At 59.7% G+C, this 15,452-nt stretch carries 11 protein-coding genes; 10 read left to right on the top strand and 1 reads right to left on the bottom strand.

Features of this window, described 5'->3' with window-relative positions:
• Positions 1 to 4: 4 nt before the first annotated feature.
• The 6 genes from aroC (at position 5) to O3675_RS01315 (ending at position 6,370) form a co-directional block, all read left to right on the top strand.
• Positions 5 to 1,222: a chorismate synthase gene (gene aroC, locus O3675_RS01340; RefSeq protein WP_315550817.1), complete on the top strand. Its 1,218-nt coding sequence runs from the start codon at positions 5 to 7 to the stop codon at positions 1,220 to 1,222.
• The gene (locus O3675_RS01335; protein ID WP_371570443.1) at positions 1,222 to 2,775 is read left to right on the top strand and encodes a shikimate kinase; all 1,554 of its coding nucleotides are present in this window, start codon (positions 1,222 to 1,224) and stop codon (positions 2,773 to 2,775) included. Before aroC ends, O3675_RS01335 begins: the two co-directional genes overlap by 1 nt.
• A 25-nt stretch (positions 2,776 to 2,800) precedes the next feature.
• Positions 2,801 to 3,928, top strand: a complete 1,128-nt coding sequence (gene aroB / locus O3675_RS01330) for a 3-dehydroquinate synthase (protein WP_044150414.1) — start codon at positions 2,801 to 2,803, stop codon at positions 3,926 to 3,928.
• A 228-nt stretch (positions 3,929 to 4,156) separates the two neighbouring features.
• On the top strand, positions 4,157 to 4,720 hold the full coding sequence (gene efp / locus O3675_RS01325; protein WP_005505932.1) for an elongation factor P: 564 nt from the start codon (positions 4,157 to 4,159) through the stop codon (positions 4,718 to 4,720).
• Complete coding sequence (gene nusB, locus O3675_RS01320; protein WP_005505934.1) at positions 4,720 to 5,130, top strand: transcription antitermination factor NusB; 411 nt, start codon at positions 4,720 to 4,722, stop codon at positions 5,128 to 5,130. The genes efp and nusB overlap by 1 nt, the downstream gene beginning before the upstream one ends.
• A gap of 517 nt (positions 5,131 to 5,647) precedes the next feature.
• Positions 5,648 to 6,370, top strand: a complete 723-nt coding sequence (locus O3675_RS01315; RefSeq protein ID WP_371570440.1) for a methyl coenzyme M reductase subunit gamma — start codon at positions 5,648 to 5,650, stop codon at positions 6,368 to 6,370.
• Positions 6,371 to 6,579: 209 nt separating this feature from the next.
• Here the strand turns inward: O3675_RS01315 and O3675_RS01310 are convergent, their stop codons facing one another.
• On the bottom strand, positions 6,580 to 11,481 hold the full coding sequence (locus O3675_RS01310; RefSeq protein WP_371570437.1) for a DEAD/DEAH box helicase: 4,902 nt from the start codon (positions 11,479 to 11,481) through the stop codon (positions 6,580 to 6,582).
• A 274-nt stretch (positions 11,482 to 11,755) separates the two neighbouring features.
• Here O3675_RS01310 and pyrR point away from each other — a divergent pair, with 274 nt between their 5' ends.
• From pyrR to O3675_RS01290, 4 genes are all read left to right on the top strand, one after another.
• Positions 11,756 to 12,424, top strand: coding sequence for a bifunctional pyr operon transcriptional regulator/uracil phosphoribosyltransferase PyrR (gene pyrR / locus O3675_RS01305; RefSeq protein WP_371570435.1), 669 nt, complete (start codon positions 11,756 to 11,758; stop codon positions 12,422 to 12,424).
• The gene (locus O3675_RS01300; RefSeq protein ID WP_371570433.1) at positions 12,421 to 13,422 is read left to right on the top strand and encodes an aspartate carbamoyltransferase catalytic subunit; all 1,002 of its coding nucleotides are present in this window, start codon (positions 12,421 to 12,423) and stop codon (positions 13,420 to 13,422) included. Before pyrR ends, O3675_RS01300 begins: the two co-directional genes overlap by 4 nt.
• A 30-nt stretch (positions 13,423 to 13,452) precedes the next feature.
• Positions 13,453 to 14,754 (top strand): dihydroorotase, encoded by a 1,302-nt coding sequence (locus O3675_RS01295; protein WP_314067967.1) that lies wholly within the window; start codon positions 13,453 to 13,455, stop codon positions 14,752 to 14,754.
• 144 nt (positions 14,755 to 14,898) lie between these two features.
• Positions 14,899 to 15,438, top strand: a complete 540-nt coding sequence (locus O3675_RS01290) for a hypothetical protein (RefSeq protein ID WP_005505942.1) — start codon at positions 14,899 to 14,901, stop codon at positions 15,436 to 15,438.
• The last annotated feature ends 14 nt before the right edge of the window (positions 15,439 to 15,452 follow it).

The raw sequence follows: 15,452 nt of genomic DNA, 5'->3' as shown, positions 1-15,452 counted from the left end.
ACCTATGGCTCTGCGTTGGCTCACTGCCGGAGAATCCCACGGCGAGGCGCTCGTCGGCATTATTGAGGGCGTACCCGCCGGTGTGGAACTCACCAGCGACATGGTGCGTGACGCCCTGGCTCGTCGCCGCCTTGGCTACGGCCGCGGTGCCCGCATGAAGTTCGAGGAGGACCGCGTGCGCATCCTGGGCGGTGTGCGTCACGGCCTGACTCAGGGCGGCCCGGTCGCGATTGAGATTGCGAACACCGAGTGGCCCAAGTGGACTGACGTGATGAGCTCTGACCCGGTGGATCCGAAGCTGATTGAGAACCGTGCGCGTAATGCTGCGCTGACCCGTCCGCGCCCCGGTCACGCCGATTTTGCGGGTATGCAGAAGTACAACTTCTCTGAGGCTCGCCCGGTGCTGGAGCGCGCCTCCGCGCGTGAAACTGCGACCCGCGTGGCTCTTGGCGTGGTTGCCGCCCAGATTTTGAAGGCTCTGGGTGTTGAGCTGGTTTCTCACACCGTGGCTGTGGGTGGCGTGCACGCTCCCGAGGGCGCCCCGGTGCCTTCGCCCCGCAACGTTGACCAGCTGGACGCTGACCCGCTGCGCTGCTTCGACAAGGCAACCTCCGACGCGATGGTTCAGCGCGTGGACGAGGCTCACAAAGACGGCGAGACTCTCGGCGGCGTGGTTGAGGTGCTTGCGTACGGTATGCCTCCCGGACTGGGTTCGTACGTGCACTGGGACCGCCGCCTGGACGCGCGCCTTGCCGCAGCGTTGATGGGTATTCAGGCTATTAAGGGCGTTGAGGTTGGCGACGGTTTCGCGACCGCTGACCGCCCGGGCACTGCCGCTCACGACGAGATTTCCATTGGTGAGCACGGCGTTACCCGCGATACCAACCGTGCAGGTGGTATTGAGGGCGGCATGAGCATTGGCGACCTGCTGCGTGTGCGCGCGGCAATGAAGCCCATTGCGACCGTGCCGAAGGCTCTGAAGACCATTGACACTTCCACCGGTGAAGAGGCTCGCGCCCACCACCAGCGTTCGGACGTGTGTGCCGTTCCCGCCGCCGGCGTGGTGGCGGAGGCTATGGTCGCCCTGGTGCTCGCTGAGGCTGCACTGGAGAAGTTTGGCGGCGACTCGATTGGTGAGACTCGCCGCAACATGGATTCCTACCTGGACGCCATTCCGGCGTCTCTGGCGTGGGAGTCTAACGTGGCTGGTTGGGACGCGTAGTGCCCCTTCCGGCGGAGTCTGAGGGCCGCGGCGCTAAGGGTCGCGGTTCCGGGGAGGTTTCTGTGGAGCAGGGTGTTCGCCCGGTCGCTTCGAGCCCCCTTGCGCGTATTGCTGCGGCAACGCAGCGTGCGCGAGGGGGCGCTTCGCCGCGCCCGGAATCCGGCGCAGAATCCGGTGTATCTGAACCCGGTGTACCTGCTGCGGCTGAGCAGAGTGTTGAGGCTGCGGGCGCTGGGGCTGTTGAGGTTGCTGGCGCTGGGGTTCGTGAGACTGTTGCGCGTGAGGCTACCGCCTCGGTTTCTTCTGCGTCAGTTTCTTCTGCGCGCCCGGCTTCTCGCGTGCCCACCCCCGCTGACCTGATGCGTTCTGGCGCCCGCCCCCTGCCCGCCGCCGCTACGGCGAGCACGCAGGGTGTGCGCCTGTACGCCTCCTCGGTGTCTGAGGACGCCGACCCGGCGCTCGGCCTGGACGAGGACCTGCGCCTGAAGCTGCTCAGCGCCCTGCAGGGCATGGGCACCGCTGAAGAGAAACCCCGCAAGGAACCCGCGAAGGCGGAAGCGCCCAAGCCGGCGCCTCCGAAGCAGGCTCAGCCTGCAGAAGCGGCGGGGGAGAGCGCTACCGCTTCTGCTCCCGTGCAGAAGGCTGAACCCAAGCCTGTACCGGTCACGCCCGCAGCCCCCGTAGGTGTGCCCGAAACCTCCGTAGCTGTGCCCGCGGCTGAACCCGCCAAGCCGGTCCGTCCGACTCCGGCGCTGTTCGGCAAGGTTCAGGTTGCCGCGCCCGCAGTACCCGCTGCGCCCCCCGCGGAAGAAGAGAACCAGGCAGGGGAGAAGCCCTTCGACGCTTCCGAACTGCCCGCAACCCCCGCTGAATCTGTGGCACCCGCAGAGCTCACCGCACCCGCAGAGTTCACCGTCCCCGCAGAGGCGCTCGCAGAAGACGAGTCCGCCTGCGGCGCTCGCATCCACCCGCAGCAGGTGCGTGAAATGCACGAGAACTTCGCGGAACGCTCCCGCCCCATCGTGCTCATTGGTCCCATGGCGGCAGGTAAGACCTACATTGGTACGCACCTGGCGCGTTTCTACGGCTACGAGTTCCTCGACGCCGACCAGCTCATTGTTGAACGCTACGGCGAAGTCTCCGAAATCTTCGAGATTTTCGGTGAGGCGTACTTCCGCGAGCTCGAACGCAAAACCATCGAAGAGGTCCTCACCTCGCCCGTGTACCGCAACACTGTGTTCTCCCTGGGCGGTGGCGCGCCCATGACCGACTCGGTCGCGGAGCTGCTCAAGGACGAATGCGTAGTGTACATCCTCGTTGATGCTGACACCGTCACCCCGCGCATTACCGGCAACAAGACCCGCCCGCTGCTGCAGCCGAACCCGGTCGAGCGGTGGACCGAAATTTTTGAGCGACGCCGCAGCCGATACGAAGAGCTGGCACACTTCACCCTGGACGCACGAGGCGGCCGCCCCATCACCGAGATGACCGCTGAAATCCAGGCGTACGTGACCGCAACCCGCGCCTCCCGCGCGCAGCGCCCCCAAGCATAACCCCTCACCTGTGAAAGGACACATGATGAGCACTCAGCCCACCCCCACTTTCGGTGCCTCCGGCGCGGAAGATATCACCCGCATCCCGGTGACCGGCAGCTCCCCGCGTGAGAACTATGAGGTTCTCATCGGCCACAACCTGCTCGGTAAAATCCCCGAAATTCTGGGCAACCGCGCCAAGAAGGTGCTCGTGATTCACCCACGTGCCCTGCGTTCCACGGGCGAGCTGGTTATGGAGGACCTGCGCGCGATGGGTTACGAGTCGTTCAGCGCCGAGATTCCCGATGCCGAGGAGGCCAAGCACTACCAGGTGGCGGCGTTCTGCTGGCAGGTGCTCGGTCAGAACGACTTCACCCGCACCGACGCGATCATCTCCGTGGGCGGCGGCGCTATTACCGACGTTGCCGGATTCGTCGCGGCAACCTGGCTGCGCGGCGTGCGCGTTATTCACATTCCGACCACCCTGCTCGGCATGGTGGACGCTGCCGTCGGCGGTAAGACCGGCATCAACACCGCCGAGGGTAAGAACCTGGTCGGCGCGTTCTGGCCGCCCGCCGCGGTGCTCTGCGAAATCGGCACCCTGCGCACCCTGCCCGAGCATGAGCTGCTGACCGGCATGGGTGAGGTCGTCAAGTGCGGCTTTATCGCAGACCCCGAAATTCTCGACCTGATTGAGGCGAACCCGAACGCCGTACGCGACTCGCAGTCCGCCGTGATGCGTGAACTCATTGAACGCAGCGTGCGCGTGAAGGCGGAGGTCGTCTCCGAGGACCTGCGCGAATCCGGCCGCCGCGAAATCCTAAACTACGGCCACACCCTCGCCCACGCCATCGAACGCAACGAACGCTACCAGTGGCGTCACGGCGCGGCAGTGTCCGTCGGCATGGTCTACGCCGCCGAACTGGCGCTGGCAACCGGCCACGCCGATGAAGAACTCGTGGCACGCACCCGCCGCATCCTCGAATCCCTGGGCCTGCCCACCTCCTACAAAGCAGACGCATGGCCCCAGCTGCTCGAAGCAATGCGCCGCGACAAGAAGGCACGCGGCAACCTGCTGCGCTTCATCATTCTTGACGGTTTGGCTCGCCCGCGCGTCTACGAGGTGCCGGACGACTCGATCCTGTACATGACCTACCAGGAGATTACCGAGTAGGTGACGGGTCCCGTACATTTACCGGATGCACCCGCCACGCGGCTGCCAGCATATGCACACCAGCATGCGGCAGCCGGGTGGGGTGCCACAGAAAAACTGTGGCGTCCCTGCTAGGCAAATTCGTGCGCATCCTGTAGAATGTACGGGACATATTTTTGCTCATTGAAAACTTAGCGCCTCGCCGGGTACCACTACGGCGTGAGCGTCGATGACACGAAGGAGAGCCCCATGGCATCCACTACCGATATTAAGAACGGCGCCGTCCTGAAGATTGACGGCAACCTCTGGTCCGTCGTAGAGTTCCAGCACGTTAAGCCCGGTAAGGGTGGCGCGTTCGTCCGCACCAAGCTGCGCAACGTTACCTCCGGCAAGGTCGTCGACCGTACCTTCAACGCTGGCGCTAAGATCGAAACCGCAACCGTTGACCGCTCCGACTACCAGTACCTGTACCAGGACGGCGACGACTACGTCTTCATGGACATGAAGACCTACGACCAGATCAACGTTCCCGCAACCGTTGTCGGCGACGCAGCAAACTACATGCTCGAGTCCCAGACCGCAACCATCGCAATGCACGAGGGTAGCCCCCTGTACATCGAACTGCCCGCATCCGTGGTCCTCGAAATCACCTACACCGAGCCCGGCCTGCAGGGTGACCGCTCCACCGGCGGCACCAAGCCCGCAACCGTTGAGACCGGCTACGAGATCCAGGTTCCCCTGTTCCTGGAGACCGGCACCAAGGTCAAGGTTGACACCCGCACCGGTGAGTACCTCGGTCGCGTGAACGACTAATGAATTCGCGTACTAAAGCCCGATTGCGCGCCCTCGAAGTGCTCTTCGAGGCGGATCAGCGCAACGAAGATTATATTGAGGTACTCCGCCGCCGCCGACTGTACACGGTAGCGCAGATTTCTGCTTACTCTGAGGAAATTATCCGTGGCGTCCGCGACCACGACGAAGAGATTCGCGAGTTTGTGGAGACTTACGCCCGTGATTGGTCCTTCGAGCGTATGCCCGCCGTGGACCGTGCCGTGCTGCGTATTGGCACTTGGGAGCTTCTGTACAATGACGAAGTTCCGGATGCTGTCGCAATTTCTGAGGCTGTCGGTCTGGCGCGTGTGCTGTCCACGAATGAATCTCCGAAGTTCGTGAACGGTCTGCTGGATAAGCTCCGTCAGGTGAAGCCGACCCTGCTCGCGTAAGACGTCCCGCCGCGGCCTGCCCGCCAGCCTGTAGCTGGTTGGTTTGCTGCCGTTGAGGATGCGCCCGCAGGGGAGCGTACGTGAAACCCCCGCCGTACTGTAGTTCGCTACAGGACGGCGGGGGTTTTTCTGTGTCTAGGTTGCGTTTGGTTGGTGCAGTTCTGCGTGGGGTTCCGTATTGGGTGCGGATGCGCTTGCTGGGTTTGTTAGCAACAGTTGAGGCTTCACCGGAGCCCGTGGGCGGGGGAGTGCCCCCTCTGCGGCGCTGAGCGCCTTGAGGACGGAGCCCCCGCCCTGCGTGCCCGGTATGCGCCTCTATGCATACCTCAGATATGCCCTTGTCTGCACCTATATGAACGGAACATTGCCAAAATGGACAAATAGCGAGCCGGGGTGTGTGCTCCGTGGATATATGTTAGGGTAATGGCATCAACCGATAACATTCCGCTGAATTCCACACGTTGTTGCGTGGATAATTCTGCGGTTTACACAACCACACACCAGAAAAGAACTAACAATGATGTTCAACCGTACTTCTATTGCCGCGCTCTCTGCGGCAATGATGCTGACCCTGTCTGCTTGTTCCGGCGGCGCGCAGGTCAGCGCAGAACCGAGTGCTTCCACTTCCGCGAGCACTGAGTCGGCAAGCGCTGAGGCTTCCGCAACTCCCACTCCTTCGCCCACTCCGACGGGTTATGAGCCCGTGCTGATTCGTGCGAACGTTGATTTGGATAACCCGTCGAAGGAAGCAGCAGATGCGACCCTCAAGGCTGCATACGATGCGTTGGAACAGTACCGACTCATTTGGAATGCATGGATGCATGGGAGCATGGAGCACACGAGCGATGAAGAGCTGCTCCGATACGTGCATAAAAACTTCCTGGAAGACACAAAGGAGGAAGTGGAGAATATTCAAAAGTTCACAGAAGAAAACCACGGTCCTATCAAGGGCGAAATTGCCTTCAATAACATCGATCCAGTCACCTATGGAACCATGAACGACGATGGTTCTGTCTCATACAACACCGGCGCAACCATCACGTTCTGTGAAGACTGGAGCAACGTTCGCTCTGCTGAGGGTAAGAAATTTAAGGACCCGCAGCTAACGCGACGGGTCTTTGTTGTTCGCCGTTCTGAAGATAATGCGTTTGTTGTTATCAAGTCTGAGACCCTTCATAACGGTTGCGGAGACGAAGCAGACGCTACGAGCGAGGCGACCGCAGTAGCTCAAAGCGAGTAGCTGATGTGTCCTGTACAATGTGCTTCGGCTGCTTTTGGGCAAGGTGCCCACTAGCGGAATGAGTACAGAAAACCCGGCTAACTTGTAGTTTGCTACAGGTTAGCCGGGTTTTTATGTATCCGGGGAGTGCCAGAATGGGGAGAGCCCCACCGTTCGTAGTGCACGGTGGGGCTCTCCCCTTTATCTCATTAGCTCTCTCGCAAGCCAGGTTAGGCGTTGTCCTCCAGCACCTCGAAGCGGGGGAGCGTACCCACCAGCTTCTGAGTCTCCAGCGAGACAGTCACCAGGCGCTTGATCAGGTCCACGATGTACCGCGGGTTGTTGACGGCACGGCAGTAATCGTTCGGGTCATTCGTAATGAGCGACTTCTTATCAGTCGTCACCTGGTAACGGTCGATAACCCATCCCAGAGCGGACTTACCGTTCACCTGGTACTCGTGGGCTTCCTCGGGGATACCTTTGAGAGTTAGGCGACTGTTGTATTTGATGAAGGTTTTGTCTTCCTCGGGGTTGAACTGCAGCTCCTGCACCCGGTAGAACTCGAAGCGCTCCTCGAAATCCTCGGGAACGGGGGAGGAGACCACCTCATCGAGCGGGTAAGGCTCCACGCTCTCGTAGCCCAGGTGCAGTTCAGCCAGGGCGCGACCAACACGCGAGTACTCCCAGAAACCCTTTACCAGCGGGATGCGCGGAAGTACCTTATTCAAATCCGCCGCGTACTTCTCACGGTACTCCGGGTGGTGCAACAGCGCGTAGATGTAGTAGAAGATATCCTCCTTCACGATACTCTCGTCACCATAGGTGCTGTGGTATGCCGCCAGGGTGGCGTCGGTCATGTTCTCCTTGCGGGTGTAACCATCCACGACCTCGCCTCCGCCGAAGTTAAGATTGAAACCTCCATCATCGGCCATGACTGGTTCGTAAGTGTACAGCGCCACCCACTGAGCTTTTGAAATTAATTCATAGTCAGGAAGGATGCTGACCGTCAGTACACTAAACTCTAAAGTTGAACCGCCTCCAGTAAAACCAAATACCAAGTTATTGTGTTTTGGTGTGGGGAAAAATTTTGAGAAAACGCCTGGGCGCTCAATGAGATTTTTCTCAGAGTACAGATATTGTTTGCAGAATGGGCGGTACATTGACTCCCGTACGCTTTCAGGTACAAAGGGGATAGCCTTGCGTCCTTTCCGGCGAGTTTTTAACTTATCGCTCCAGCTAATCTTTGTTTCATCTTTACTGTAAATTTCAGTCTCAAGTTGCTCGTGATAAAAACTAAGCATACGACTTACATTGGACTCTACAACTTCAGAAGAGAAATTGTAGACCCAAGGGTCGCGGTTAGTCTTCATTCCATTAGAGTAATTCTCAAAGACTGCAGGCGTATTTGCTTTACCCTTATAATCTTTATCTGCGATAGGCTGATAAGTTTGATAGCGCTGTTCATCACGTTGATTAATCCAGTCGGCAGCCTCGTTGGGAACGATGACCTCCCACTCGGTATTCGCGATAGAACCTTCCTGAGAGATAATGTTGAGCTTCTCCTCACGGCTCAGGTAATCGCCAATATCGCGGTAGTGCAGCACGGCCTCACCCGTGTGCGAGGGGTCCTTCACAAGTACGCAGATAGCAATAGATGTGCGGGAACCCGAACCAAAAATTTTACCGCCCTCGCGTTGCGATTTTTCGCCTGAGGTGTACTGATGACCGCGCAGGTTATAGACGTAGATTTTTGAAAATTCATCCACAAAGCACTTGCGCAGGCCATCTGCAGTATTGCCATCAATGAATGAACCGTTTGATACGAAAGCAATTACTCCGCTATCCTGCACTCTGTCAGATGCCCATCGAATTGCGCGAACGTAAGAATCATAGAGGCTCTTCTTCTGACCAGAGGAAGAACGTGCAGCATAAGTACTTTTAATGCGATTATCCAGGTGCGTGTACTTCTTAGTCGAATCATTCTCCTCGTAAGCCTCCTTGTCTCCAATCGAGTATGGAGGGTTCATCACAATCACCCGAATATCCTGCTGAAGCTCACGCTCCGCACGTTCGCTATTGGCGCGGAACGCAGGGTTATCCAGCTGATGTGCAGACTCGGAGAGCTGGAAAGTGTCGGTCAGGACCATGCCGTTAAACGGCACATACTCCGTCCCCAGACCGTGCTCCTTCGCCACCTCACCGTACACTGTCTCAATGTTAATTGCCGCAATGTAGTACGAGAGCAGCACAATCTCATTCGCGAACAGCTCACGGGTGTACTTACGCTCCAGGTCCTCCGGGCGAATCAGACCCAGCTGCAGCAGGCGGGTGATGAATGTACCCGTGCCCACGAAGGGCTCAATAATGCTCACGCCCTCATCAGACAGTGACTTGTCGAAGGACTCCCGCATAGCCACATCCGCAGAGCGGAGGATATAGTCCACCACCGGAACAGGGGTGAAGACAATACCCAGACGCTTTGCAACCTGGGGAAAAGCATTCTGGAAGAACTTATCGTAAAGATCCTTAATTACGTGCTGCTTCGCCTCCGCGTTATCAAGGCCCTTCACACGGCGCTGAACCGACTCGTAGAACGCCGACAGCGACTCACGCTCCTTTTCAAATGCCGCGTTCGCGTTCAGGTGGTCCACCACGTTCTGCATGGCAAGCGAAATCGGGTTCAGCTCGGTAAAGCGGTGCCCAGCAAACATAGCGTCAAAGACAGGCTTCGTAATCAGGTGCTGTGCCAGCATCTCAATAGCCTGGTCCTCATCAATCGTGGGGTTCAAGGTCTGCTGCAGACCCTCTACAAACTGAGCAAAGATGGTGCGTAGCTCGCTTTCGGGGCTCGCCTTATCCAGCAGGCCACGAATCATCTTGATATGGCGGTCTGCGATGGTCGCAATATCCTGCGCCCAGTCACCCCAATACTCGCGGGTACCCACCTTATCCACAATCTTGGCGTATACGCCGTCCTTCCACTCCTGCGCGGGGAAAGTCAGAGTCATCTGCTCACCCAGAGTAATGGAATCATCCGGCACCTCAGTATCGTTCGCGCCGATGCTGTCCTTCTCCTTCTTCGGAGCCAGATCAACGGTCTGCACAATAATCGACTCGGGGTTGGAGGCATTCAGCTCAATCTGGTGAATCGTTGCGTCCATACGCTCATCGTGCGCCCGGAGAGCCTGAAGCACCTGCCACACCACCTTGTAACGCTTGTTATCGCTCAGAGCCTCAGCGGTAGATACACCCTCAGGAATAGCAATCGGCAGAATAATATAGCCGTATTTCTTACCCTCGGCACGGCGCATCACGCGACCCACAGCCTGAATGACATCCACCATCGAATTACGGGGATTCAGGAAGAGCACCGCGTCAAGATTCGGAACGTCCACGCCCTCAGTCAAGCAGCGAGCGTTCGTCAGGATACGACAAATTTTGCCCTCTTCGTTCGGCTCCTGCTTGAGCCAGTTCAGGAGCTCGGCACGGCTCTGCGCGTTAAAACCGCCATCAATGTGGCGAACCTGCACGCCCAGGTCATCGGTCAGGTCGTCGTTCTCAGGGCTACGCAGGTTAATGCGCACGAGGTCCTCAAACTCGCGCTCAATCTTCTGGGAATCCTTAATCGAACGGTTGAACGCCACGGCACGTTTCATGGGAGCGATGTCATTGCCGAAGGAAGCCTCCAGCTCACCGCTACGGCGCTTAGCGAGACCGTTCCAACAACCCACCAGCTTCGCCACATCATCAATGGCAAGTTCGTTAGATTCGTCAGCCAGAAGGTTCTGGAAAGAGGCCGCAACCTGCGACTCAGAAACACCCAGCACCAGCACCTTGTAATCGGTCAGCAGGCCCTTCTCCACGGCCTCACCAAAGCCAATACGGTAGAACACCGGACCGAAGGTGTCCATGTCATCCATGGAACAGAGCACGGCGGCCTTCTCGCTTGCCTGGAACTTCGTGTCCTCATTAAAAATCTTGGGGGTAGCCGTCATGTAGACGCGCTTGCGGCCCGCCACACACGTATTGTCGTGAATCTTCACGAAGTTCGACTCCGACTCATCCGCCAGAGTCACACCAGTCGTGCGGTGTGCCTCATCGCAAATAATCAGGTCAAAGTCGCCGACACCCGCAGCCTGAGCCGCAGACACAGCATCAATGGAATGGTAGGTAGAGAAGACCACCTCGAGGCCCTCATCCAGCGGGTTAGCATTCATTGCCTTCGCCAACTCGGCACCGTCCGTCGTAGCGGGCAGCTGCAGGTCCTCAACACGCAGATCAGCCAGATCAGCATTAGCGCCACCGCGCTTCCTCTCGCGGCCCACCTTCGAATCGGAGCACACCGCATAAGCATGGAACGGACCCTCAATCTCGTTCGAGAACTCCGAAATGGACTGCGACATAAGCGCTAGGGAAGGCACCATAAAGAGCACACGCGCGTGACCGCCATTCTGCTCGGCAAACTTCTCAGCCAGGCGAATAGCGGTAAAAGTCTTACCGGTACCGCAAGCCATAATCAGCTGGCCGCGGTCGTTCTTCTGCAGACCAATCAAGGTATTCGTAATAGCTCGGTCCTGGTGCGGACGAAGCTCCTTATGCGGCTTGTGACCAACCTGCTGCTCGCTCGGGTCATCCAGAGAATAGGTCGACCAGTCGATATTAGAATCACGGAAATTCTGCAGGCCCATACGCTGCACAGGGAAGCGCTGCTCCTCCAACATCTTCTCCGCATTCTTCGACCACTTATCGGTCGTGGACACAATAATGCGGTGCGTAAACGGTTCACGACCGGAAGCCGCAATAAAGGAATCAATATTTTCCTTAGCAATCGTGCTCTGCTCATCGTAGAACTTGCACTGAATAGCGGTTACGCCGCCGTCAACATTTTCAGCCACCAGGTCGATACCAATATCGCCAAAGCCCTCGCGGCCATCCCACTCATTCCACAGATGCACACCCTTGTACAGGCGGCTCTGGATGCTGTCCTGGGTCAGGAACAGCTTAGTCAGGCGCTCCAAACGGTCGCCCTGTTCGCGGGTATTACGAGCAGTATCTCGAAGCTGATGAATCAAGCCATCAAAGTCCATCGACGTCTTCGTCGAAACGTCGGCAGGAGTGCCGGAGGCGGTCATGAACTCTCCTAAATAGTGTGAGTTGATAGAGATGTAACCTTTTCATCTTATATTGCGGCGGGTCAGATAGCCGTCTCCAATGGTCATTGGGGCTCTCCCCGGTCCAATGTGTGGTGAACTTACCGAGGGTACGCGCCGGTCAGGAAGTCTTTCTATGCGTTGCATGCAAGTGAGCGGTCTCTCGCCGAACCTGAACGTAGCCTGTGAACTGTGGTACCCTACTAGAAGCACAAAACCTTTAAATCCGTCCCGTGAGGCGGGGAAGGAGACGGCTATGCCTGGGTCAGCTGTACCCACATCCGGCGCGAATCAGGGGCGAAATCTAACCGCAGCCCCCCATTCGGCAACCCCTCAAAGCACCTCCGAGAACGCGACCACCGTCGGCCGCACCATCCTCAGCGAGGACGAAATCCGCCGCGCCCTCACCCGCATCGCCTACGAAATTATTGAAACCAATAAAGGCGTAGAAAACCTCGTACTCATCGGCATCCGCTCCCGCGGCGTGCCCCTCGCCGTACGACTCGCAGCCCGCATCCAAGCCATCGAGCCGAACTTCAACGCAGAAACACGAATCGGCGCCCTGGACATCACCGCCTACCGCGACGACCAGCGAACCGGCGGCACCACCTCCCCAGACACCACAGGGGAAAGCATCATGCCCAGCATCGGCATTGAAGGCAAAACCGTAGTCCTCGTTGACGACGTCCTCTACTCCGGTCGCACCGTACGCGCCGCCCTCGACGCACTCAACGCCCACGGGCGACCCGCCCTCGTACGCCTGGCAGTCCTCGTAGACCGCGGACACCGGCAACTACCCATCCGCGCCGACCACGTGGGCAAAAACCTGCCCACCAGCGCCAGCGAAACCGTGCGCGTCGTACTGACTGAAACCGACAACGCAACAGACCGAGTTGACATTATCCAGCTGGGAGGGCTCTCATGAAGCATCTGCTCGACACCCGCGAACTAACCCGCGAAGAAGCCATCGAAATCCTTGACGTCGCCGACTACATGGCGCAGGTCAAAGCCGAAAACCGCACCCTCAACGTGCTCAACGGCAAGACCGTCGTCAACCTCTTCTTCGAGGACTCCACCCGAACCCGCCTCTCCTTCGAAGCCGCAGAGAAGCGCCTGGGCGCCGCCGTCACCAACTTCTCCGCATCTGGCTCCTCCCTGTCTAAGGGCGAGTCGCTCAAGGACACCGCGCAGACCCTCAAGGCGATTGCCGCGGATGCGTTCGTGATCCGCCACTCGGCATCCGGCGCGCCGCAGCGCCTCGCCGAGGCAGGCTGGACCGACATCCCCGTACTCAACGCGGGCGACGGCACCCACGCACACCCCACCCAGGCACTGCTCGACGCCGTATCCCTGCGCCAGTACAAGGCAGAACGCGACGGCCTCGACAGCCCCCGCGGCACCGACCTGTCCGGCATGCGTGTGCTCATCGTTGGCGACATCCTGCACTCGCGCGTGGCACGCTCCAACCTCTGGCTGCTGCACACCCTCGGCGCACAGGTCGTCTTCGTCGCGCCGCCGACCCTGCTGCCGCTGAACACCGCCTCCTGGATTGAAGAAGCTGGCGTAGAAATCTTCCACGACTTCGACGAAGCTATCGCCACCAACCCCGACGCCGTCATGCTGCTGCGCATCCAGAAGGAACGCATGAACGCCGCGTACTTCCCCTCCGCAGAGGAATACACCGAGCTGTGGGGCCTGACCGCCGAACGCTTCGCAGCCCTGCAGGCACAGCCGCAGCCGGTCGCAATCCTGCACCCGGGCCCCATGAACCGCGGCCTGGAAATCTGCACCGAAGCCGCCGACGCCACCAACTCCTGGGTCCTGCGCCAGGTCAGCAACGGCGTGGCGCTGCGTATGGCGGTGCTCTATCTGCTTCTGACCGACGGCTCCAGCGCCAAGCTCTACGCCGGCGACGAATCCTAAACGACCTTCCTAACGAGAGGAACCAACACCATGAGCAAGTACCTGATCAAGGGCGCAAGCCTCTACGGCGAAAAGGTCGCCGACATCCTCATCGAGGACGGCGTGATTAGCCGCATCGCAGAGAACATTGACGCCGCAGACGCACAGGTCGTCGAGGCGGCAGGCCAGGTGGCGCTGCCCGGCCTGGTCGACATCCACACCCACCTGCGTCAGCCCGGCTACGAGGCATCCGAAACCGTCGAGACCGGCACCCGCGCGGCAGCCCTGGGCGGCTACACCGCAGTGTTCGCGATGGCAAACTCCATGCCCGTGGCAGACACCGCCGCAGTCGTTGAGCAGGTTGACCGCCTCGGCAAGGAATCCGCATGGTGCCGCGTGCAGCCCATCGGCGCAGTGACCGTGGGCCTGAAGGGCGAGCGCCTCTCCGACATTGGCGGCATGGCGAACTCCACCGCGAACGTGCGCGTGTTCTCTGACGACGGCATGTGCGTGTACGACCCCGCCGTGATGCGCCGCGCCCTCGAATACGTCAAGACCTTCGACGGCGTCATTGCGCAGCACGCGCAGGAGCCGCGCCTGACCGAAGGCGCCCAGATGAACGAAGGTAAGGTGTCCGCTGACCTGGGTCTGACCGGTTGGCCCGCCGTCGCTGAAGAGGCAATTATCGCCCGCGACGTGCTGCTGGCTGAGCACCTGGACTCCAAGCTGCACATCTGCCACCTGTCCACCAAGGGCTCCATTGAGGTTGTGCGTTGGGCTAAGTCCCGCGGCGTGAAGGTGACTGCGGAGGCAACCCCGCACCACCTGCTGCTCACCGACGAGACCGCACGCACCTACGACCCGATTTTCAAGGTGAACCCGCCGCTGCGCACCGAAGAGGACGTCATGGCGCTGCGTCAGGCAGTTGCTGACGGCATCATCGACGTGATTGGTACCGACCACGCACCGCACCCGGCAGAGACCAAGGAATGCGAGTGGGCGTGCGCCGCGAACGGCATGACCGGCCTGGAGCAGGCACTGTCCATCATCCAGATGACCCTGGTTGACACCGGCATGATTACCTGGCGCGACGTGGCACGCATCCTCTCCGAGCAGCCCGCGAAGATTGGCCGTCTGGAGGCCGAGCAGGGCCGCCCGCTTGCCGAAGGCGAACCGGCAAACATTGTGCTGGTCGACCCGAAGGCAACCCGCGTCATCAAGCCGGAGGAGCAGGCAACCAAGGGTAAGAACAACCCCTACCGCGACATGGAGGTGCCCGGCTCGATTCGTGCAACCTTCTACGCTGGCCACCCGACCGTGCTGAACGGCGAGCTGGCAACCCCGCGCCGCTAACCCGCGAGGCGAACGTACGTGGTGACCGTGCCTGGCGGTGGTAGGTTCACGCCTGCCACCGCCTCGCCGGGAGCACCGCCCCCAACCTCACCAACCCAGGCCGAGATCATCGACCGAGACCCCCAACCGAAAGAGAGAACCTTCGTGGGAAAGTTCCTGACCGCCGTCATCTGCATCGCCCTGGTCGCCCTGTGCATCTACGGCATGTGGCACGGATGGCGCTCGCGTCTGGCACGCCAGGCGAACATGTTCGGCTCCCTCAAGGAAGTTCCCGAACGCTACGAGGGCATGACCGCTGACGCCGCTTTTGAGGGCGAGTACGTCAGCACCACGATTTTCGGTAACTGGCTGGACCGTGTGGGTTTCGATTCGCTCGGCTTCAAGAGCAAGTCCACCCTGCTGATTTACCCGGACAGCATCATCTTCACCCGTAACGGCGCGAAGGACCTGTGGATTCCGGCGAAGAAGCTCGCTGTCATCACCACTGACCGCGGTATGGCAGGCAAGGTTGTGGAGAAGAACGGCCTGGTCGTGATTGGTTGGACCCTGGACGGTCACCGCGTGCAGACCGGATTCCGCACCCGCTACGCCGAGGATAAGCAGGCGGTACTGCGGGAGCTGCGCCGCATCGCCCCGAACGCGGTGGATGCGCCCGAGAAGTGGACGGCAGAACCGGAAGCCTAAATCCCGGTGTAATA

It is taken from the genome of Rothia sp. 27098_8_27, assembly GCF_041432805.1.
Lineage (GTDB): Bacteria > Actinomycetota > Actinomycetes > Actinomycetales > Micrococcaceae > Rothia > Rothia mucilaginosa.
The sequence above is the reverse complement of the archived record's forward strand: the minus strand, read 5'-3'. Positions and strand labels throughout refer to the sequence as shown.

Coding starts and splice junctions, on each gene's coding strand:
- aroC (WP_315550817.1), top strand. CDS start 5: ATGGCTCTGCGTTGGCTCACTGCCGGAGAATCCCACGGCGAGGCGCTC.
- aroB (WP_044150414.1), top strand. CDS start 2,801: ATGAGCACTCAGCCCACCCCCACTTTCGGTGCCTCCGGCGCGGAAGAT.
- efp (WP_005505932.1), top strand. CDS start 4,157: ATGGCATCCACTACCGATATTAAGAACGGCGCCGTCCTGAAGATTGAC.
- nusB (WP_005505934.1), top strand. CDS start 4,720: ATGAATTCGCGTACTAAAGCCCGATTGCGCGCCCTCGAAGTGCTCTTC.
- O3675_RS01315 (WP_371570440.1), top strand. CDS start 5,648: ATGATGTTCAACCGTACTTCTATTGCCGCGCTCTCTGCGGCAATGATG.
- O3675_RS01310 (WP_371570437.1), bottom strand. CDS start 11,481: ATGACCGCCTCCGGCACTCCTGCCGACGTTTCGACGAAGACGTCGATG.
- pyrR (WP_371570435.1), top strand. CDS start 11,756: ATGCCTGGGTCAGCTGTACCCACATCCGGCGCGAATCAGGGGCGAAAT.
- O3675_RS01300 (WP_371570433.1), top strand. CDS start 12,421: ATGAAGCATCTGCTCGACACCCGCGAACTAACCCGCGAAGAAGCCATC.
- O3675_RS01295 (WP_314067967.1), top strand. CDS start 13,453: ATGAGCAAGTACCTGATCAAGGGCGCAAGCCTCTACGGCGAAAAGGTC.